Here is a 19,856-nt window from a genome sequence, read left to right as displayed (position 1 = left end):
CCGAAGAGTTGGGCCAACGGTTCCTCGCCGAGGCGCTGCCGCGCCTGGGTCAAGGCGCTCTTGGCAATCTCTGGATTGACCTCGTCAGGCAGCACCAGATCGAGATGAGCGACGACCTCCGGGATGGGCTGATGCCGGTACATCGCCAACGCAATGACCAGCCAGACGACCTGTTCGGCCGGCAATCTACGCCGGCGCACGCTGGCTTTGCCGGTCACTGCAAGCGCGTGGGCGATCCATGCCGGGTCAATTTGCTGAGAAAGCGCAGAGAAATCAGGGTGTTTATGAGCCTTGCTTACCATCTTGACCAACGTGAGGGAGTCAACCTGGCCGGAGTATGAGCAAGATTCGCACCATGAAAAATGCCGTTCACTTGCTTAAGTGAACGGCATTACCCCCATAGGGGCCGGTTTTGCATGCAGCGTCAGCGCTCAGTGCTTCCCGCTTCAGGCCGACGGTGAAGTAGCGGCCGAGCGAAATGTCGGCTCCTGACACCAGAAATTGGACAGGACGATGACATACGGCATCGATGCTGTGCCTCGCAGGATTTTCGCTCGTTTGAGCTTGCCCATATCGACGAAGTCGCCGCGTCACGGTGGTTGACTCGAAAACGGGGGCCTTGCGTTGGGTAAGGGGACTCGCTCAGCCCGACGCCGGCAGTGCCAGCGTGGCAATGAGGCCGCCGCCGGGAGCATCGGTCAGTGCGACGCTGCCGCTGTGCACCCGAGCAATCTCGGCGACGATGGCGAGGCCCAGCCCGCAGCCGTGGCTGTCGCTGGTATCGGCTCCACGGTAGAAGCGCTCGAACACCCGGTGGCGTTCGGCCAACGGGATGCCCGGACCGTTGTCCTGCACGCTTAGTCGCCAGCCGGCGTCAGTCGTAGCGACGGCCAGGGTGACGATGCCGCCCGCCGGACTGTAGCGGACTGCGTTGTCCACCAGGTTGGATAAGAGCTCGCGCAGCAGCACCGGCAGGCCGGCAAGCGGGGCGTGTTCGACGCCTTCATAGCCGAGGTCGATGCCTTTGGCCAGCGCCGCCGCGACGAAGTCGCCGCACACCTCGCGGGCAAGCCGCGCGAGATCCAGCGGGGTGGGGGGCTGCTGCGCCTGCCACGGTTCGGCGCGCGAGAGCGCCAGTAGCTGGTTGGCGAGGCGGATCGCCTGGTCGGTGCTGTGCACCAGCGCAGCCAGCCCCTCGTCGCGGCGCGCATCGTCCGCTTCGCGTGCGGTCAGCTCGGCCTGGGTCTTCAGTAACGTCAGCGGGGTGCGCAGCTGGTGGGCGGCATCGGCGACGAAGCGCTGCCGGGCGTCGAGCTGCTCCTCAAGCTTTTCCAGCGTCTGGTTCAGCGCGCGCGCCAAGGGTTGCAGCTCGGACTGCACCGCGCTCTCGTCCAGGCGCAGCGCCGGGTCGCCGCCGCACTCTTCTAGCGTTCGGCCTACCTCGCGTAGCGGCCGCAGCACTTGGTGGATGCCGATGCTGGCGAACAGCACTACCACGGCTGCCAAGAGGAGCTGCTGGAGCAAGGAGTCACGCTGCAAGCGGCTTGCTAGCGCCTGGCGCGCGCTGGTGGTCTCGCCGACCTGCACCAGCATCTGGTGGTGGGCGCCGTTGTAGTAGAGCGGGAAGCTGTAGGCGACCACGCGCAGCGCCTCACCGCGGTAGTGGGTGTCGTATAAGGAAAGCTCACCGCTGTCCGGCAGCGGCTTGGGCAGGGGCAGGTCGTGGTAGCCGGTGATGGTGCTGGCGCCGGCAAAGCCGACCCGGTAGAACACCCGGTCCTGGAAGTTCGGGTCGAACATCGCCAGTGCAGCCACTGGGATGTTGACCACCAGCTCGCCCCCCTCGACGGTGATCTGCTCGGCGATGTTGCGCGCCGAGGCCTGTAGGGTGCGGTCGAAGGCACGGTCGGCCGAGGCGCGGGCATTGTCGCTGGCGAGCCAGCCATTGATCAGCATCAGCGGGATCAGCGGCAGCACGATCCACACCAAGAGCTGGCGCAGCAGGCTAGGCTGCATCATCCACGTCCAACAGATAGCCCAGGCCGCGTAGCGTGGCGATGCGCACGCCGCTGCCGGCCAGTTTTTTCCTCAGGCGATGCACGTAGATCTCTATCGCATCCGGGCTCAGGTCCTGATCGAGCCGCACGATCTGTTCGGCCAGGGTGTCCTTGGTCACCGGCTTGCCCTGGCGGTACAGCAACACCTCCAGCACTGCCAGCTCGCGCGGGGTCAGCGCCAGAGGGGCGCTGGCCACCGTCACCCGGCGCGCCTGCGGCTCGAACAGCAGCCGGCCACAGCCGAGCGGCCCGGCCTCGCGGCCCTGCGAGCGGCGTAGCAGCGCGCGGGTACGTGCCTCCAGTTCGGCTAGCTCGAACGGCTTGCCGAGGTAGTCGTCGGCGCCCAGGTCCAGGCCGTGCACCCTATCGTCGATGCCGCTCTGCGCGGTCAGCACTAGCACCGGCACGCGGTTGCCGCGGCGGCGCAGCCGCTTCAACACCTCGAAGCCGTCCAGGCGCGGCAGGCCGATGTCGAGGATCACTAGCGCGTATGGCTCGTAGGCGAGCAGCTGGTCGGCCTCGACACCGTCGCGGGCCAAGTCCACCGCGTGGCCGGCGGCGGTCAGCGCGCGGCCGAGCCAGTCGGCCAATTCCGGATTGTCTTCGACGAGTAGCAGGCGCATGACAGTTTCTTGAAAGCGATTTGAAAGCTGAAGGTCCGAGAATGCTAACACCGACTAACCCGAGTGTTGGACCGATGCGATCGATAGCCCGTCTTGCTCTTGCCAGATTCCTGCTGTGCCTGGCCTGGAGCGCTGTCAGCGCTGGCCGGCGACGCCTACCCGGCCGGCACACGAGGCTGGTCGATGCGGCCCGTAGGAGGGGGCGCTGACCATCTACTCGACCACCGACGCCTAGGCGGTTGTCCCATTGCTGGCCAGTTCCCGCAACCGCTCCCACTTCCTGCGCATCGACTATCTGGATCTCAACAGCGCCGGGCTGAACTGCCAGCTGCGCGAGGAGGTCGATGCCGATCACCCGCTCGCCGACGTGGCCTGGAGCTCGGCAATGGACCGGCAGGTGAAGTTGGTCAACGACGGCTATGCGCAGCGCTACGCCTCGCCGGTGCAGAGGGGCTTGCCCGATTGGGCGAAATGGCGCGACGAGACCTATGGCACCACCTTCGAGCCGGTGGTGTTCGCCAGGGGCTGCCAGGCCATCGCCGAGCACTAGGCGCCGCGCACCCATGCCGAGCTGCGCCGCCGTCAGGCGATACTCGCGTAGCCTGGGACAGGATGAGCCGGGCTTTTCTGCTGCAGCGCTCCTGGACCGGCTCGTTCGGTTCCGCTTTGGCCGGCTACACCGCTCTTGGTGCGTGCCGGTCTCTTTTCGCTCGGGCAAAAAAAAGCCCCGCTGAAGCGGGGCTGAATCACTTGTAAGAAGGTTGGCCGAAAGGCCTGCGTGCTGCCTGCTGCGATGCTGGCTTACTTACAGGGTCTGGGAAACGGGACGGCCGATCGACTCACCTTTGGTCTTGTTGAAGCCCATCAGGTAGTACACCACCACCAGGAATACCAGCCAGCCCGGGCCGATGATCAGCGCCACGCGGGTGTCCGGGAAGTAGGCCATCAGACCGATCACCAGCGCGAGGAAACCCAGCGCGATGTAAGAGCCATACGGAAACAGCGGCATGGTGCAACCCAGTTGCGCCAGTTGTTTGCTGCTCAGGGTGCGGCGGAACTTCATCTGCGACAGCAGGATCACCCCCCAGCTCCAGACCGCGCCAAAGGTGGCGATCGCGGTCAGCCAGGTGAACACTTCCTTCGGGGCCAGGTAGTTGAGAACGACACCGGCCAGCAGCAGGACGACCGAGATCAGCACCGCAGCGTTCGGCACACCGTTCTTGCCGACCTTGCCGAACACCGGCAGCGCCTGGTTCTGCTGGGCCAGGTTGTACACCATGCGGCCGGTACTGAAGATGCCGCTGTTGCACGAGGAGAGAGCGGCTGTCAGCACCACGAAGTTGATGATGCCGGCGGCGGCCGGGATGCCCATCTTCTCGAAGGTCATCACGAACGGGCTGCCCTGGGTGCCGATCTCGTTCCACGGATAGAGCGACATGATCACGAACAGCGCACCGACGTAGAAAATCAGCACGCGCCAGAACACCGAGTTGACCGCGCGAGCCAGCGTCTTTTGCGGGTTCTTCGCTTCGCCGGCGGTCAGACCGATCATTTCCACGCCTTGGTACGCGAACATCACCATCGGCAGCGCCATTAGCACGCCCTTGATGCCGTTAGGCGCGAAGCCGCCGTGGCTCCACAGGTTGGAAATGCCGGTGGCGACACCGCCGTTAGCGAAGCCGAAGAAGATCGTCCCCGCACCGGCCACGATCATCAGCACGATCGCCACGATCTTGATCAGCGCGAACCAGAATTCGAACTCGCCGTAGGCCTTCACCGCGATGAAGTTGACCGAGCCCATCATCACCAGTGCCGACAGCGCCCAGATCCAGTTCGGTACGTCCGGGAACCACATGTGCATGTATACGCCAACGGCGGTGATCTCGGCCATGCAGGTAACGATCCACATGAACCAGTAGGTCCAGCCGGTCAGGTAGCCGGCCATCGGGCCAAGGTAGTTCTGCGCGTAGCGGCTGAACGAACCCGCCACCGGGTCGTGAATGGCCATTTCACCAAGCGCGCGCATGATCAGGAAAATGGCAACGCCGCCCAGCGCGTATGACAGCATGATGGCCGGACCGGCCATCTTGATGGTGGTGGCCGAGCCGAGGAACAGGCCCACGCCGATGGCAGCACCGAGCGCCATCAGATTGATGTGACGTTCCTCGAGTCCGCGATGAAGGGTCTCTTGATTGTCTTGCATGTATTTCTCCATGTGGCTCCCGGTTGGGAGCTTGTCGACTTGTATGGCCGGATAGGCTGTTGTCGGCGCCGCGTTATCTTCGCGGCTTAGTTGCGGCGGCCGGTGACCGCCTGCCATGCATAGATCATGGCCGGGAAAAGTGTAGCACCTCACCATGTGGTTTGTGCATATGGCTATAAGTTTTCGTTATTTTTCAAAGCCATCTATTTGTGAAAATTCAGAATTTTTTGATAAAAATTCATGAAAAATTACAAATATTGAGTTTTTTTGTTCGTTGGTCGTGTGATTCTCCTGTGAAAATGAATAAATATGCCTATCAGACTATTCTGATGCAGAGGCGAAAAATGGCTTCCGATCCCCGATTTTAATGCAAAAGTGTCGCCAATCGATTGTCAGACAATTGGAGTGAGGATATGGCCGGCGGGGTGGCCGAGCACGAATGGTAAAACGACCACGCCCTGAGAGCCTGTTCACGATCTGCTGCGTTCTATCTTCTAGGACTTGGGTGATCCTGAGTTGAAATGACGCTCAACATGCTTAGTACTCGATAAGTACATCCCGCTTTTTCGCGTCATTTCGCCTGGCTGACTACCTTCATGCCTGCTCTCCTGGTGCTTTTGCCTTGCTTCCCCCGGCTGTCGACCCTGTGGCCGACGGCTGGCGCACCCCGGTTTTGACCGATGTTTGCGCAACTGCAACGTGTTGCAGTGATTTTCAATAGTATATTGAGCAGATGGCAGGTTTTTTTACTTAATTACGTAAGTAAAGTATTGTTATCACATGTAAATTCTGCTGATTTCAGTGAAAACATCAAATTCAGAACCAGTGCCAACCGCTCCTTCGACAAGATCGACCTGAAGATCCTGATCCACCTGCAAAGCAACGGCCGCCTGTCGATGACCGAGCTGGCCGAAAAAGTCGGTATGTCGGCCACGTCGTGCACCGAGCGGGTGCGCCGGCTGGAGCGTGATGGGGGAATCGCGGGATACGACGCAGGCAAGAAGTTTCAGGCATCAAGCGTTACATTGCCGTGGACACTCAGGGACTGCCGCACGCTGTGGCAGTGACCACAGCCGAAGTCACTGATCACAAAGGGGCGTGGCAGGCACTTGAGTGTTGCAGACCTGCCTTGCAGCGAGTAGAAGGTCTATTGGCAGATAGCGGCTACGTGGGTGAGCCGTTCGCACAGGGCCTATGCGACATGCTGGGCGAGCAGCTTACTGTGTGCCCAGGCGTAGCAAACTGCACACTTTCAAACTCATGCCTTAGCGTTGGATCGGTGAGCGTAGTTTTGCCTGGTTAGAGAAAAACAGCAGGCTGTGGAAAAACTGCGAGGGCAGGCTCAATATCAGCTTGCAGTTCGTCCATCTGGCCTTTTGGGCTCTGCTGCTCAGAAGATCGTGAACAGGTTCTGAGCCCTTGGGAGGAGGTGATTGGCACGGCCGCAGGAGGGGTTACTGTAGGCTCTGCAGAGGCAGTTTCGGGTAGACCCGTACCAAAACGATGCGCGGACCCTTCATCTTCTTTACCACCACGCTGAACTGCTCGAAGTCGACCTTCTGGCCCTCTTTGGGCAGGTCGCCGAGCTTGTCCATGACCAAGCCGCCGACCGACTCGACCGTGTCGTTGTCGATGTCGATGCCCAGCGCCCGCTCCAGCGAGAACAGCGGCAGGCTACCCTTGCCGATCAGAGTGTCGTCATCGAGGCGGGTCCAGTCATTCTGGTCCTGGCGGAACTCGTCGCGGATCTGGCCGACCAGCGCCGACAGCAGGTTGTCCAGCGTCAGGAAGCCGATAGGATTCTGGCCTTTGTAGCCGACCACAGCGAAGTGCGGCGCCCCCTTGCGGAACAGCCGCAAGAGTTCCAGCGCCGGCATGTCCTCCGTTACCAGTTCGATCGGGCGCAGATAGTGTTCCAGCGAGTGCAGCGGCTTGCCGTGCTTCTGTGCGAGGAACAGATCCTTCAGGTGGATCACCCCGAGCACCGTTTCCCCATCGCGGTCGAAATAGGGGTAACGGCTGAAACGGTGCAGGTAGATGGTTTCCAGGTTCTCTTCCAGCGTCCGGTCGCGGTACAGACCGGTTACCTCGCCGATAGGGCGCATCAGGTCCGATACCTGCAATTCGCCAAAGTCGAGTGTGTGCGCCATCACCACCCATTCGTCGCGGGTGAATTTCTCGGTGGTACGGCTGCTGCGCAGAATCAGTTTCAGTTCGTCAGACGAATACTGCGATTCGTGGCTATGCCCGCTATCGAGGCCGGCCAGCTTCAGGATCACATTGGCGCTGGTGTTGAGCACCCAGATTGCCGGGTACATCAGCCAATAGAACAGGTAGAGTGGCGCCGCGGTCCAGACCGACACGTTCTCCGGACGGCGGATCGCCATCGATTTGGGGGCCAACTCGCCGACCACAATATGCAGGTACGAGATGGTGAAAAACGCGAAGGAGAATGAGATCGCGTGGATCAGTTTGGCCGATTGTATGCCGAGGCTTTCCAGCAGTGGGGCCAACAGCTTTGCGAATGCTGGTTCACCAATCCAGCCTAGGCCCAGTGAGGCTAGCGTGATGCCGAGTTGGCAGGCGGACAGGTAGGCGTCGAGGTGGGAGTGAACCTGGATGAGCAGCCGGCCGCGGATGCCATGATGTTTGGCCAGCGCGCGCACTCGGGTCTGGCGCAGCTTAACGAGGGCGAATTCGGCTGCAACGAAGAAGCCATTGAGCGCGACCAGTGCAAACGCCGCAATGACCAGTAAGAGGCTTTCCAACCGGGGTGGATCTCATCTGATGAACGAGTTACCAGTATACCCGCCGGCCAGACAACTGTGGATGACAAAACCGCACCGGCAAGAGGCCTTTCGGCCGACCTGCGGGTGCGGTCTGTAATCAGGCGGCACGGGCCGCCCAATCAAGATGCCTTACTTGGCAGCGGAAGCCGGAGCAGCCTTCTTGGCAGCGTGGTGCTTCTTAGCGTGGTGCTTCTTGGTGTGGTGCTTGGCAGCTGCCGGAGCCGAAGCGTCCTTAGCAGCTTGGGCTTTCTGGGCCGGAGCCGAAGCGGCTTTCTTAGCGTGCTTCTTAGCGTGGTGCTTCTTGGTGTGGTGCTTGGCAGCTGCCGGAGCCGAAGCGTCCTTGGCGGCTTGGGCCTTTTGAGCTGCCGGAGCCGAAGCGGCCTTCTTAGCGTGCTTCTTGGCGTGGTGCTTCTTAGCGTGGTGCTTAGCACCAGCCGGAGCGGAAGCGGCCGGAGCCGAAGCAGCTACTTTAACGGCAGCAGCCGGAGCGGCTTTCGGAGCGGCTTTAGCATCAGCGGCGAAGCCAGCAGCAGAAGCCAGGCTGAAAACAGCGGACAGGGCGATCAGGGACAGTTTTTTCATGACTTTATCCATTCAGCGAAGTTGTTGGTTGTTGTCGGTTTGGCACCGCTTTCGGTGCGTCCTTGAGATGCATACTACGAAGCGAAATCCTCGCCGTCTGTTCGCCAAATGTGAGCAGATGTAACCGAGTGTTCGAGCGCTTGCGGTGTTATCGGCGCCGTCGCATAGGTTGCAAATGGCACGTAAAGAGGCGGACAGGGCATGTGCCTGCGACGCCAGTGATGATACGGGGGCTTTGTGATTTTTAATCCGGTTTCAATATACTTTTTTTGTATAAAAAATAAATTTATATGATTTTTAGTAATAATAAGCCTGTTGCGTTGTTCTAGAAGCCGGGGGCCGATGATCATAACTGCGGTATGGGGCCCCGTGTCTGAGAGTTCGTTGACCGAAAAGGCCATCTGGCCAGGCTCGGAGTGCTTGCGAAGAGAAGGGGGACGCCACAAGCCGGTGGGAGTGATTGAGCTGGCCGCTGTGGCGAAGCCTATGATGAAGCCTGATTGAAAACGGCAGTCAGGGCAAAGAGGACGGTTCTTTCACGATGTACTTGCCTGTGAAGCTGTTGCCGGTTTGGCACCGCTTTCGGCACATCCTTATAAATGCCTAGTTGCCAAACCGGAGGCACGTGCAACTGCTTGCGTGATCCAAAAGTCATCAAACGGTTGGTTTTGCAATGGATGCGCGAACATCCTGCTTGCCCCTGGCCTCTACAGGTTGTCGTCCTCGATCTGTTTGCGGATCGCGGCGAAGAAACGATAGATCGATGTCACCGCCGATGAGATCCCGGCCAGCCATTCCTCTCGCTGCATCGGATCGGCGCTATCGAGGTAGGGGCGCATCTCCGGGTCGGGATGGCGCTCGTACGCCAGCGCCATGATCGGCACCAGTGCTTGGGCCTCGTTCTCGTCGTCAAACAACAGGTCCCAATCCTCGTTCATCAATTCCATTGCAGCGCTGAAGCCTTCGGCCCAGTCGTTGCCGTGCACCACCCCTTGTTCGTCTGCCTCCAACCAAGGGTGGAATTCTTCGTCGTGTTGCAGGGTGTGGGCGATCTCGAACCAGTGGCCCATCAACAGGGTGACGAACTGCTCTAGCGCCTTTTCAGTCGGGAAGGCGCGCTCATCGTCGAACGCAGCGCCGAGAATCTCAGTCAGGCACTCGGTCGGCTTGACCGGTTCCGGGCCGCACAGCAGGGCGGCAAAGAATCCGTCGAGCCTTTCAAGGCTCATCGCGCCCTGGTTCTTGAAGCGTGCCAGGGTGTCGCCCAGGCGTTGGTAGTCGCGCTCGCTCATCGGTTTGTTTTTCATGGCTGTTGCTCTGCTCGACGAAATGGGACCTGCATTATCCGACAAATCGCGTCGGGCAGCGGCATGGCGTCCGGCAGCAAAGCACAACCCTCGGGAGGACCGGGCGATGCCCCTTGGCTGGGCATGGTAGTAGCCTCAGCTTTGATGACTTGGATTAAGAACGTCTGCTAACCCGATTGGTGTAGTTGTGTTGGTAGCGCACCTGGGATAGCGAGGTTTGTAAAAAGGCTCTGAACCTGTTTTACAGGTCTACCTTTTCTTGCTAGGAACCGCATGGTGGTGTTGACCGACGCAGATATTGACCAAGCCGCCGGCGTGCTGATCGCCAAGCTGGCGCCGAAGATCCGTGCACTCAAGATTGGCGCTTGGGACCAGCTAGGTATCGAGATGGGGCCGTTGGTGGTGCGCGAGCACCGCGACAAGGTGAAGGGCTCTATCGACCGGGGGCTAAGCTCGTGGTGGACGGATGCGGCGTGGTCGCGGCCGACAATAGGGCTGGCTTCTTCCGGGCGGTACGCTGTTCGATCATGTGACCCCAGCAATGCGTATCTACCAGGAAGAGATCTTGGGGCCGGTGCTGGCGGTGGTGCGTGTGTCGAGTTACGCGGAAACGGTCAAGCTGATCAACGAATATGCCATTGGAAATGGGTGCCGCCATCTTCACCCGTGATGGCGATGAGACATGCAATTTTGTGCATCGTATCCAGGGCGGCATGGTCGGGGTCAACGTACCGATCCCGGTGCCCGCGGTATGTCATGATTCACCATTGAGGATTGATCCTCTGTCCGACACAGCCCGGCATGCTACTGCCGGGCTTTTTCATGGCTGGCCGGCCGGTGTGCTGTCATGCAGACAACAAAGTTGTATACAGTTTGCAATGAAAGCGGGATCGTTCTGGCTGGGCTTGAATCTTTTGAAGTATAAAACACCGTGCCCGCTGTAAGTTTGCCCATGGTGCCGCTCAAGAGCACCAAGCGAACCTGTGACATGCGTGGCAGATAAAACAATTACAAGCACGGAAAGGGAGTTGGAGCATGACTATCAAGGTCAGAATTACCCTGTTGCTGGCCATGGCGTTGTTTGCCCTGGTGGTGATCAGCGGTGTGGGGCTATTTCAACTGAGCGCAGCACAATCGCGTTTCGAATACATCAGCAGCAACACTTTCCCCAGTCTCAAGGCGTTGCAGACCGCGCAACAATCGCTTTCCCATATCCGCATTGCCCTACGCAATCATGCTGCCCACGCCAACCTGGAAAAGAAGCAGCTAGACGAGAAGGACGTCGCCACCACCTTGCAGGTGTTCGACAAGGCGATCGACGACTATGAGAAGCAACTGGCCGACGAGCCGGAAGACCGCAAGATGGCCAAGCAGGACAAGGACGACATGGCTCGTTACCGCACGGCCATGGCCGAGTTCTACAACAACTCCCGCGCCAACTACTTGTCGGTGGCCAATGCTCAGTTGGACGGTGGCGATTTGTACCAGCTGGCCGGTAGGCTGGAGGACGACCTCAACAAGCATCTTGCCTACAAATACCAGAGCGCCGGCGAGCTGATCGATGTCAACCAGTCAGCCTATAACCAGGCGCGCTGGCTGCAGACCTTGCTCGCCGCCATGGTGCTGGTGGGGGTGGCCGCTGGTGGTTTTCTGCTGATCCGCTCGATTGTTCGCTCCTTGTCGGCGATGCAGAACACGATGGAAAAGGTCAGCAAGGAGCGCGATTTCGCCCTGCGGGTGGCCAGCCAGGGCAAGGACGAGATCAGTCTTACCGCCAAGGCCTTCAACTCTTTGCTGGAAGGGTTGCAAAGCAACTTGCGCGAGCTGAAGGCCGGTTCGCAGGATGTGGTGACCTCATCCAACGAAATGGCGCAGAACGCCAATGCCATCTATCGTGTGGCGGCCATGCAGAGCGAATCGTCTTCCGCGGTGGCCTCTACCATCGACCAGATGGCGGTCAGCGTCAATCATGTTGCCGAGCGTGCTTCCGAAGCGCAGGACTTGTCGCGCTCTTCCAGTGAAAAGGCCGATGCCGGCTCCGCTACCATTAGCCAGACCATCCGCGACATTCGCGAAATTTCTCAGGCCATCGGCAGCGCCAGCTCCTCCATCAATGGCCTCAATCAGCAAAGCAGCCAGATCGTTTCCGTGGTGCAGGTCATTCGCGACGTGGCGGACCAGACCAACCTGCTGGCGTTGAATGCCGCCATTGAAGCTGCGCGCGCCGGCGAGATGGGGCGCGGTTTTGCCGTGGTGGCTGACGAGGTGCGCAAGTTGGCAGAGCGCACTGCTAGCTCCACCAGCGAGATTTCTTCCAGCCTGCAAGCCATGCAACGTGAGGTGGAGGCCGTGGTCAGCCAGATGAAGACGGCCGAAGAAGTGGCCAAGGTTGGGGTGGCACGGGCCGATGCTGCCGATCAGGCCATCCAGGGTATCGGTAGTGCCGCTGCCGATACCACCCGGGTGGTGATCGACATTTCCAGCGCCATCAAGGAGCAAGGTACGGCCAGCAAGAACATCGCCCAGCAAGTGGAGCAGATTGTGCAGATGTCCGAGCAGGCCAACGACGCGGCCTCGCGTAGCGCGACCAGCTCGGATGAACTCAAACAACTGGCCGAGCGCCAGATGCAGATCATCGCGCAGTACAAGCTGTAAGTTCCTCTGCCGCGGTTATCCGGGTGCCTTGTGGCTACCCAACTGGCTAGGCCGTCAAATCGCTTTTCCACCGGGCCGCGTGCGGTCCGGTGCCTTTTTGCAGAGGCGGTAAGGGGGCTTCTTCCTGTGTGGCTCGACGGCCGACACGTAAAGTAAACCCCGGAATCCGCGTGTCCTTGTACTCAACACGGGTATCCGGGGTCTTCAGTCTAGCGATGAAGCTGTCGGTCAGATGAGTTTGCATGGTTCGCTCTGGGGCAAAACCGGGGTCGAGCGATACAAAAACTCATCTAAAACCGACTACCAGCTCTCACTCAGATGGAACTTCACCGTTCGCAGCACTACGCGCGTCGTAATAATCCTTGTTGGCCAGATAGTGCTCGTGGCGCGCGGCCTTCTTGGCGATGCGGGCGACTTCCTCTTCGGCCTTGCGTTTGGCCTCCTGGGCTTCGCGTTCCTTCTTGGCAGCCTTGGCGGCTTCGCGGCGCGCCTGCTCTTCGGCTTCGATGGCGGCGATTGCTTCGCGGCTCATGCACGGGCCGGTCTTTTCGAACAGGGCGACCGACTCGACGTGGGCGGTGTGCGGGAACATGTTAATGATACCGGCCGCTTTCAGTGTGTAGCCCTTGGTATGCACCAGTACGCCAGCGTCACGGGCCAGCGTGGCCGGGTTACAGGACACGTAGACGATGCGCGGTGGGGCGGTTTCGTCGTTCAGCGCCTTGACCAACTGAATGGCACCGTCGCGCGGCGGGTCGATCAGCATCTTGTCGAACTGGCCGAGCGCGGCAAAGCTCTCTTCAGTCACGTCGAACAGATTGGCCATCTCGTAGCTGACCTTGTCCTGCAGCGCATTGTGGGTGGCGTTTTCCACTGCGCGCTTGACCAGCGCCTCGCTGCCTTCCATGCCGTGCACGATGGCACCGGAGCGGGCGATCGGCAGGGTGAAGTTGCCGATGCCACAGAACATGTCGGCGATGCGTTCGCCCGGCTGCGGGTCGAGCAGTTTCAGCGCACGGCCGACCATCACGTTGTTGATCTGCGGGTTCACCTGGGTGAACTCGGTCGGATAGTAGGGCATCTCGACGTTGAAGTCGTCGATGCGATAGGTCAGCTTCGGCGCGTCGAGCGGGTAGATCGGGTAACAGGTGTCCGGGCCCTTCGGTTGTAGCCAGATCTGCAGCGGGCGCTCTGCACTGCGGTGCAGGTCGGCGAAGGCGGCGAAGCGGCGCTCATCCTCGGCGGTGATGTCGTCCATGTTGCGGAACACCAGGATGTCGACCTCGGCGCCGACGGCGATTTCCACCTGCGGCATGCGCTGCTTGATCGACAGGGTAGCGATGAATTCGCGCAGCGGGTCAATCAGGTCGGAGATGTGCTTGGGCAGGATGTGGCACTCGTGCATGTCGGCGATGAAGCTGGAACGCTTCTCGTGGAAGCCGACCAGCACGCCGCCTTTCTTCTCGACGAAGCGCGCCGACATCCGGGCGCGATGACGGTAGCCCCAAGCCGGGCCCGCGATCGGAGGAAGGATGCGCTCGGCCTTCACCTTGCCGATGTGGGCGAGGTTGTCTTCCAGGACGCGCTGCTTCATCGCCACCTGAGCGGTTGGCTCGACGTGCTGCATCGAACAGCCGCCGCACACGCCAAAATGCGAACAACGCGGGGTGGTGCGGACGAAACTTTCCTTCAATACTGAAACAGTGTCGGCGTTCTCAAAGCTGGGCTTCTTGCGGAAGCTGCTGTAGCTGACCTTCTCATATGGCAAGGCGCCTTCAATGAACAGCGTCTTGCCTTCGACGTGGGCGACACCACGGCCTTCAAAGTCCAGCGATTCGATCAGGGCGACCGGGTTGGAGGAGTGCGTCATCGTTTTGCTTGTCAAATCAAAAGCTAAAGGATCAATTTTCTCAAAAAAGCCGGGGGGGCGCAGCGCTTTTTTGGCACGCCGCAGAATCGATGGTTTTCTGTTAAGATGCGGCCGTTAACAAATATTCGGGTTGAATGGACGTTTCGATGCGTGGTTTGGTGTGGTCGCGAATGGTGGTGGGAATGCTGGTCGGCGTGTTGTCGCTCGTGGCGCGTGCGCAGGTGCCCTTGCCGGACCTGCCCGTGAACACTTCCGGGCAGCACATCGTGGTCAACCTGCCGCAGACGCGACTGTTCGTGTTTCAGGACGGCAATCTGGTGGCAAGCTACCCGGTGGCGGTTGGCAAGATGTTGACGGCGACGCCGACTGGTGATTACGCCATCAAGGGGGTGTACCGGGACCCGAGCTGGCACGTACCCAAGTCCATTCAGGAAGAGATGCGCCGCAAGGGCAAACCGGTGCAGACGGTGGTGCCCCCGGGGCCTGACAATCCGCTCGGTCCAGTGTTCATCCGCTTTGGCGAGCCGAAGCTCGGCCTTGGAATGCATGGCACCAACGTGCCGTCGAGCGTGCCGGGCTTTCGTAGTCACGGCTGCGTGCGGCTGAGGAACGACGACGTCCTGGCGTTGGCCAGCACGGTGAAGAGCGGGGCGTCGGTGACGGTGGCGTACCAGTCGGTACTGCTCAACGAGGACAGCGCCGGCCAGCTGTGGCTGACGGCTTACCACGACGGCTACAAGCATAAGGACGTCGAATATCAGGCCTTGGCCAATGCATTGCTGTCGTGGCAGCACTCCCGCGGCGTGGCGGTGTTCGGCAAGCGGGTCAACGAGGCGCTGAAGGCGCGCAACGGCAAGCCGGTGTGCCTGACTTGTCGCCATCCGGATACCGCCAAGATGGATGGCACTCTGACGGTGGTTCGCTGGCAGCAGCCGCCGGCGCCGAAGGCGGTCGTGCCGGTAACGCCGGCCGAGCCGCTGATGGAGCCGAAACCGGAGGCGTCAGCGGCGGCGCCTGCTTGGAGACATGCCAGCTTCACTAAGGCTCGCCATGGCAAGTCGGTATGTCTGACCTGTCGTCACCTAGACACCACAAAGATAGACGGCAATCGGATGGTGGTACGCTGGCAGCCGCCACCGGCGTCGGAGGCCAATGTGCCAGTGACGCAGGCCGAGCCGCTGATGGAGCCGAAGCCGGAGGTGTCGGCGACACCTGTCTGGAAACATGCCAGATTAACTGGAAACATGCCGGATTAAGGGGGAAAGACGTAGGCGGGATGGTAGGTCCCGCCTGAGCGTTACCCCCGAACGGTGCGGCCCCTTGCCTTGCGGCGAGGGGCCGTTTGCATTGGGATGGGTCAGTTTGCCCCGCAAAGTTCGGCGGCCAGCTCGGCGACCCGACCGAGCGCGCGCTCATAGGCGTCGCTCCACGGGTAGCAGCATGACAGCCGCAGGCAGTTGCGGTAGCGGCCGCGCGGCGAATACAAGAGGCCGGGCACCACGGTGATCCGCTCTGCCAAGGCGGCGCGGAACAGCGCCAGCGTGTCGACCTGCGGCGGCAGCTCCACCCACAGCAGGCAGCCGCCGGATGGGGAGCTGGCGCGGGTGCCGGCCGGGAAGCGCTCGGCGACGAAGCCGCGCAGCCGTTCCATCTGCGCCATGAAGTGGCGGCGCAGTAGGCGCAGGTGATGGTCGAAGCCGCCGCTCTCCAGGTATTCGGCCAACGTTTCCTCCAATAGGCGCGGCTGGGCGATGCTGGAGGCGAACTTCAGCCGGGTAGTGTCGCGCAGGAAGCGCCCCGGCGCCATCCAGCCGATGCGAAAGCCCGGCGCCAGCGCTTTGCTGAAGCTGGAACAGAGGATCACCCAGCCGTCCTGATCGTAGGCCTTCACCGCGTCCGGTGTGATCGCACCATAGTAGAGCTCGGCATGCGGTGTGTCCTCGATCAGCGGCACCTGGTAGTGGTTGACCAGTTCGGCCAACCTTTTCTTCGCCGCCAGCGGCATGCTGCTGCCCAGCGGGTTGCTCACCGTCGGCTGTACCAGGATGGCGTTCAGGCGCTTCTCGGCCAGCAGCACTTCCAGCGCGTCGACCGACATGCCGTCGTTCGGGTGGGTGGGGATCTCGATCGCGGTCAGTCCCAGGCTGCGGAACAGGGGGATCAGCGCGAAGTAGGTCGGTGACTCGACCGCGACGGTGTCGCCCGGTTTGCAGACGGCCCTGAGCGCCAGCTGCAGCGCCTCGGTGCAGCCGTTGGTGATCAACAGGTCCTCCGGCGCCAGCACCACGCCCCAGCCGACCACACGCTGGGCGATCTGGCGGCGCAGCCTGGCCGAACCGGGCGGAAACGGGTAGTCGGTGGCAAGCTCGGGCTGCGCGCGGGTCAGCCGGTTGAGGATGTGCTTCAGGCGGGTGGTGGGGTAGAAGTCGCTGCCGCGCGGGCTGGCCAGCGACAGGTCGATATAGCCTTCCTGCGCTTGGGCGGCGAGCACCGCCTCAAGGTGGTCGAGCAGCGCTTCTCCACTTGGCTGGCCGATGCTCTGCTTGCGCATCCTAGGCAGAGGCAGTGTTGCCGCCGCCTTCACGTAGAAACCAGACTGCGGCCGCGCTTCGATGAAGCCGCGGTCCTCCAGCGCCCGGTAGGCGGCCAGGATCGTCGACGGGCTGACCTTGTGCATGTCGCAGGCCTTGCGCACCGACGGCAGTTTCTCTCCCGGTCGTACCACGCCCTTCTGGATCAGTTCGATCCACTCGTTCACCAGTTGTTGATAGATCGGTTCTTGCGCCATCGCGGTTCACCAGCACAGTTAGAACGAATCGGGACCGTAACAGTTTTACCAAACCAAAACTGTTACGGTCTCAATAGTGTTTTTTTGAATCTGTAATTGTACAAGGCAGATCGGTACCATGCAGCTAACAAATTTCAATCTGCTGCGGCTGTCGATCATGCAAATCAACTTAATTGCGCTGGTGATGTACCTGACTGTGATGGGCATCACACCGGGGCCGAACAACCTGGTGCTGGCTGCGTCCGGCATCAACCACGGTTTCAACCGCACCATCCCGATGCTATTGGGTATGGCGATCGGACTCGGTCTACAGATCGGTATCCTGACCTGCTTCCTCGGCAGCCTGGTGGCATGGATGGAGAGCCTGAAGCTGGTGCTGGCGGTGGCCGGCTGCGCTTATCTCTTGTGGCTGGCGTTCAAGATGGCGAATGCCGGTCAGCCGGGCGAGCAGGGCGAGACGCAGGCAATGGGCTTTGCCGGTGGCCTGCTGTTCAACTGGCTGAACCCGAAGGTATGGCTGATGGGCTTCAACGTGGTGATGGTGTTCCTGCCGGAACACATGCCGGTATGGCAGGCCGCACTCCTGTTCACCGTGCTGGCGGCGGGAGTGACGCTGCCCTGCATCGCGATCTGGGCTTGGAGTGGGGTGGCGATCAAGCGCTTTCTCGACTCGCCGCGGCGTCTTGCGGTGTTCAATCACAGCATGGCCGGCATGCTGGCGATGACAGCGATCTGGCTGTTGGTTGAGATGCTGCCGGCGGGGTTGGCGGCGCAGGCACTGTCCCTGTAACTACATCTGATCCCATCGTAAGGCCGGCGTTTGCCGGCCTTTTTGCTGGCGGCGTACAATGGGCGCTTTGCGATTTGACCGAGTTCATTCCCATCATGATCCGTACCCGTTTTGCCCCGAGCCCGACCGGCTACCTGCACATCGGCGGCGTGCGCACCGCGCTGTTTTCCTGGGCTTATGCCCGCAAGCACGGCGGCGTGTTCGTGCTGCGTATCGAAGACACCGACCTGGAGCGTTCCACCCCGGAATCGGTCAAGGCGATCCTGGACGGCATGCACTGGGTGGGGCTCGACTACGATGAGGGCCCGTTCTACCAGACCGAACGCTTCGACCGTTACAAGGAAGTGATCCAGCAGCTCTTGGACGCCGGTCACGCCTACTACTGCTACGCCTCGAAGGAAGAGCTGGAGGCGATGCGCGCCGAGCAGGAAGCCCGTGGCGAGAAGCCACGCTATGACCGCCGCTGGCGCCCGGAAGAGGGTAAGACCCTGCCGACCCCGCCGGCCGATGTGCAGCCGGTAGTGCGCTTCAAGAACCCGCTGGACGGCGTGGTCGCCTGGGATGACGCGGTGAAGGGCCGCATCGAGATCAGCAACACCGAGCTCGACGACCTGATCATCGCCCGCCCGGACGGCAGCCCGACCTACAACTTCTGCGTGGTGGTCGACGACTGGGACATGAACATCACCCACGTGATCCGCGGTGATGATCACGTCAACAACACTCCGCGCCAGATCAACATCTTGAAGGCGATCGGTGCGCCGCTGCCGGTATACGGCCACCTGCCGATGATCCTCAACGAGGACGGCCAGAAGATGTCCAAGCGCCGCGACGCGGTCAGCGTGGTCGACTACGCCGATAAGGGCATCCTGCCCGAAGCGCTGCTCAACTACCTGGCGCGTCTCGGCTGGGGCCACGGCGACGACGAGTTCTTCACGATGGAGCAGTTCGTCGAGTGGTTCGAACTGAAGGACGTCAGCCCGTCGGCCTCGCGCTTCAACAACGAGAAGTTCCTGTGGCTGAACGCCCAGCACATCAAGGCGGCAGACAATCTGCGTCTCGCGCAGTTGATCGCACCGCGTCTGGCTGCCGCCAACATCGACCCAGCCAACGGCCCGTGCCTGGCGGATGTGATCGCGCTGGTGAAGGAGCGGGTGCAGGACCTGAACGCCCTGGCTGCCGAGTGCGACTATTTCTACGCGCGTCGCACCCCGAGCGCCGCTGATCTGGAAAAACACCTGTCGGATGAGTCGCGCGAGCGTATGGGCCGTTTCGCCGAGCGCCTGGCGGCGCTGCCGGAGTGGACTGCCGAGAGCATCCACGCGCTGTTCAAGCCGTTCTGCGCCGACGAGGGTATCAAGATGGGGCAGCTCGGCATGCCGTTGCGCGTGCTGGTGTGCGGCACCGCCCAGACCCCGTCGGTGGACGCGGTGCTGGCGCTGATCGGCCGCGATGAGGTGCTGGCGCGCATGCGCGGTTAAGTCGCTTTTCTCCTCAGGAAAGTCGGCCGGATGGGCTAATGCCGTTCACTTAAGCAAGTGAACGGCATTTTTCATGGTGCGAATCTTGCTCATACTCCGGCCAAGTTGACTCCCTCACGTTGGTCAAGATGGTAAGCAAGGCTCATAAACACCCTGATTTCTCTGCACTTTCTCAGCAAATTGACCCGGCATGGATCGCCCACGCGCTTGCAGTGACCGGCAAAGCCAGCGTGCGCCGGCGTAGATTGCCGGCCGAACAGGTCGTCTGGCTGGTCATTGCGTTGGCGATGGACCGGCATCAGCCCATCCCGGAGGTCGTCGCTCATCTCGATCTGGTGCTGCCTGACGCGGTCAATCCAGAGATTGCCAAGAGCGCCTTGACCCAGGCGCGGCAGCGCCTCGGCGAGGAACCGTTGGCCCAACTCTTCGGGCTCAGCGCGCTGGTTTGGGATGAGCGGCATCAGCAGGGAAGAAGCTGGCGCGGATTGGCCCGCTACGCGATTGATGGCAGTACGCTGCGTACCTCGGATACCCCAGAGAATCGTCAGCACTTCGGAGCACAGGCTTATGCCTCCGGCGTAGCCGCCAGCTATCCGCAGTTGCGGCTGCTGACGTTGACTTCGCTGGCGACGCATCTGGTGCGAGAGGCTGTCTTTGGCGAATACGCCAAGAATGAAATGCGCTATGCCCGTGACCTGCTCCAGGCGATCC

16 protein-coding genes and 1 pseudogene are annotated in these 19,856 nt (G+C 61.1%); 8 read left to right on the top strand and 9 right to left on the bottom strand.

Annotation, left to right across the window (positions count from 1 at the left end):
• The 3 genes from QU481_RS22245 to QU481_RS22235 form a co-directional block, all read right to left on the bottom strand.
• Positions 1-302 (bottom strand): transposase domain-containing protein (locus tag QU481_RS22245; RefSeq protein WP_289832179.1); only part of this gene is annotated, 302 nt, incomplete at its 3' end.
• A 340-nt stretch (positions 303-642) separates the two neighbouring features.
• On the bottom strand, positions 643-2,019 hold the full coding sequence (locus QU481_RS22240; protein WP_289832178.1) for a sensor histidine kinase: 1,377 nt from the start codon (positions 2,017-2,019) through the stop codon (positions 643-645).
• Positions 2,006-2,680 (bottom strand): response regulator, encoded by a 675-nt coding sequence (locus QU481_RS22235; RefSeq protein ID WP_289832177.1) that lies wholly within the window; start codon positions 2,678-2,680, stop codon positions 2,006-2,008. Before QU481_RS22235 ends, QU481_RS22240 begins: the two co-directional genes overlap by 14 nt.
• A 247-nt stretch (positions 2,681-2,927) precedes the next feature.
• On the opposite strand from QU481_RS22235, the gene QU481_RS22230 reads away from it, so the two are divergent.
• Positions 2,928-3,230, top strand: a complete 303-nt coding sequence (locus QU481_RS22230) for a hypothetical protein (protein WP_289832176.1) — start codon at positions 2,928-2,930, stop codon at positions 3,228-3,230.
• Between the two features lie 255 nt (positions 3,231-3,485).
• Here QU481_RS22230 and QU481_RS22225 read toward each other — a convergent pair whose 3' ends face one another.
• Entirely contained in the window at positions 3,486-4,883 is a 1,398-nt protein-coding gene (locus QU481_RS22225; RefSeq protein ID WP_289832175.1) for an amino acid permease, read from the bottom strand.
• Between the two features lie 896 nt (positions 4,884-5,779).
• Between QU481_RS22225 and QU481_RS22215 the strand changes: the two are divergent.
• Positions 5,780-6,287 (top strand): annotated as a pseudogene (locus tag QU481_RS22215) (IS5 family transposase).
• A 50-nt stretch (positions 6,288-6,337) separates the two neighbouring features.
• Here the strand turns inward: QU481_RS22215 and QU481_RS22210 are convergent.
• From QU481_RS22210 to QU481_RS22200, 3 genes are all read right to left on the bottom strand, one after another.
• A complete protein-coding gene (locus QU481_RS22210) occupies positions 6,338-7,651 on the bottom strand; it encodes a hemolysin family protein (RefSeq protein ID WP_289832174.1) in 1,314 nt (437 codons plus the stop codon).
• Between the two features lie 150 nt (positions 7,652-7,801).
• Positions 7,802-8,254, bottom strand: coding sequence for a hypothetical protein (locus QU481_RS22205; protein WP_289832173.1), 453 nt, complete (start codon positions 8,252-8,254; stop codon positions 7,802-7,804).
• Positions 8,255-8,961: 707 nt separating this feature from the next.
• A complete protein-coding gene (locus tag QU481_RS22200) occupies positions 8,962-9,561 on the bottom strand; it encodes a UPF0149 family protein (RefSeq protein ID WP_289832172.1) in 600 nt (199 codons plus the stop codon).
• A 517-nt stretch (positions 9,562-10,078) separates the two neighbouring features.
• Here QU481_RS22200 and QU481_RS22195 point away from each other — a divergent pair.
• Together QU481_RS22195 and QU481_RS22190 are read left to right on the top strand one after the other, a co-directional pair.
• A complete protein-coding gene (locus QU481_RS22195) occupies positions 10,079-10,231 on the top strand; it encodes an aldehyde dehydrogenase family protein (RefSeq protein ID WP_435382754.1) in 153 nt (50 codons plus the stop codon).
• A 365-nt stretch (positions 10,232-10,596) separates the two neighbouring features.
• The gene (locus QU481_RS22190) at positions 10,597-12,216 is read left to right on the top strand and encodes a methyl-accepting chemotaxis protein (protein WP_289832170.1); all 1,620 of its coding nucleotides are present in this window, start codon (positions 10,597-10,599) and stop codon (positions 12,214-12,216) included.
• 310 nt (positions 12,217-12,526) lie between these two features.
• Here QU481_RS22190 and rlmD read toward each other — a convergent pair whose 3' ends face one another.
• The gene (rlmD, locus tag QU481_RS22185) at positions 12,527-14,086 is read right to left on the bottom strand and encodes a 23S rRNA (uracil(1939)-C(5))-methyltransferase RlmD (protein ID WP_289832169.1); all 1,560 of its coding nucleotides are present in this window, start codon (positions 14,084-14,086) and stop codon (positions 12,527-12,529) included.
• A 146-nt stretch (positions 14,087-14,232) separates the two neighbouring features.
• On the opposite strand from rlmD, the gene QU481_RS22180 reads away from it, so the two are divergent.
• On the top strand, positions 14,233-15,342 hold the full coding sequence (locus QU481_RS22180; RefSeq protein WP_289832168.1) for a L,D-transpeptidase: 1,110 nt from the start codon (positions 14,233-14,235) through the stop codon (positions 15,340-15,342).
• Between the two features lie 101 nt (positions 15,343-15,443).
• Here QU481_RS22180 and QU481_RS22175 read toward each other — a convergent pair whose 3' ends face one another.
• Positions 15,444-16,874 carry an aminotransferase-like domain-containing protein gene (locus QU481_RS22175; protein ID WP_289832167.1) on the bottom strand — a complete coding sequence of 477 codons (1,431 nt, stop codon included), beginning with the start codon at positions 16,872-16,874 and terminating at the stop codon, positions 15,444-15,446.
• 157 nt (positions 16,875-17,031) lie between these two features.
• Here QU481_RS22175 and QU481_RS22170 point away from each other — a divergent pair, with 157 nt between their 5' ends.
• From QU481_RS22170 to QU481_RS22160, 3 genes are all read left to right on the top strand, one after another.
• The gene (locus QU481_RS22170) at positions 17,032-17,664 is read left to right on the top strand and encodes a LysE family translocator (protein ID WP_289832166.1); all 633 of its coding nucleotides are present in this window, start codon (positions 17,032-17,034) and stop codon (positions 17,662-17,664) included.
• A gap of 92 nt (positions 17,665-17,756) precedes the next feature.
• Entirely contained in the window at positions 17,757-19,145 is a 1,389-nt protein-coding gene (gltX, locus tag QU481_RS22165; RefSeq protein WP_289832180.1) for a glutamate--tRNA ligase, read from the top strand.
• A gap of 128 nt (positions 19,146-19,273) precedes the next feature.
• On the top strand, positions 19,274-19,856 hold a 583-nt coding region (locus QU481_RS22160), incomplete at its 3' end, for a transposase domain-containing protein (RefSeq protein WP_289832165.1).

It is taken from the genome of Crenobacter oryzisoli (assembly GCF_030385785.1).
GTDB lineage: Bacteria > Pseudomonadota > Gammaproteobacteria > Burkholderiales > Chromobacteriaceae > Crenobacter_A > Crenobacter_A oryzisoli.
Note: the sequence above shows the minus strand (reverse complement) of the source record. Positions and strands in the feature narration are given on the sequence as shown.

Bases quoted from the DNA above. Each gene is read 5' to 3' on its own strand.
- QU481_RS22240 (WP_289832178.1), bottom strand. From the start codon at position 2,019: ATGATGCAGCCTAGCCTGCTGCGCCAGCTCTTGGTGTGGATCGTGCTG.
- QU481_RS22235 (WP_289832177.1), bottom strand. From the start codon at position 2,680: ATGCGCCTGCTACTCGTCGAAGACAATCCGGAATTGGCCGACTGGCTC.
- QU481_RS22225 (WP_289832175.1), bottom strand. From the start codon at position 4,883: ATGCAAGACAATCAAGAGACCCTTCATCGCGGACTCGAGGAACGTCAC.
- QU481_RS22205 (WP_289832173.1), bottom strand. From the start codon at position 8,254: ATGAAAAAACTGTCCCTGATCGCCCTGTCCGCTGTTTTCAGCCTGGCT.
- QU481_RS22200 (WP_289832172.1), bottom strand. From the start codon at position 9,561: ATGAAAAACAAACCGATGAGCGAGCGCGACTACCAACGCCTGGGCGAC.
- QU481_RS22190 (WP_289832170.1), top strand. From the start codon at position 10,597: ATGACTATCAAGGTCAGAATTACCCTGTTGCTGGCCATGGCGTTGTTT.
- rlmD (WP_289832169.1), bottom strand. From the start codon at position 14,086: ATGACGCACTCCTCCAACCCGGTCGCCCTGATCGAATCGCTGGACTTT.
- QU481_RS22180 (WP_289832168.1), top strand. From the start codon at position 14,233: ATGCGTGGTTTGGTGTGGTCGCGAATGGTGGTGGGAATGCTGGTCGGC.
- QU481_RS22175 (WP_289832167.1), bottom strand. From the start codon at position 16,874: ATGGCGCAAGAACCGATCTATCAACAACTGGTGAACGAGTGGATCGAA.
- QU481_RS22170 (WP_289832166.1), top strand. From the start codon at position 17,032: ATGCAAATCAACTTAATTGCGCTGGTGATGTACCTGACTGTGATGGGC.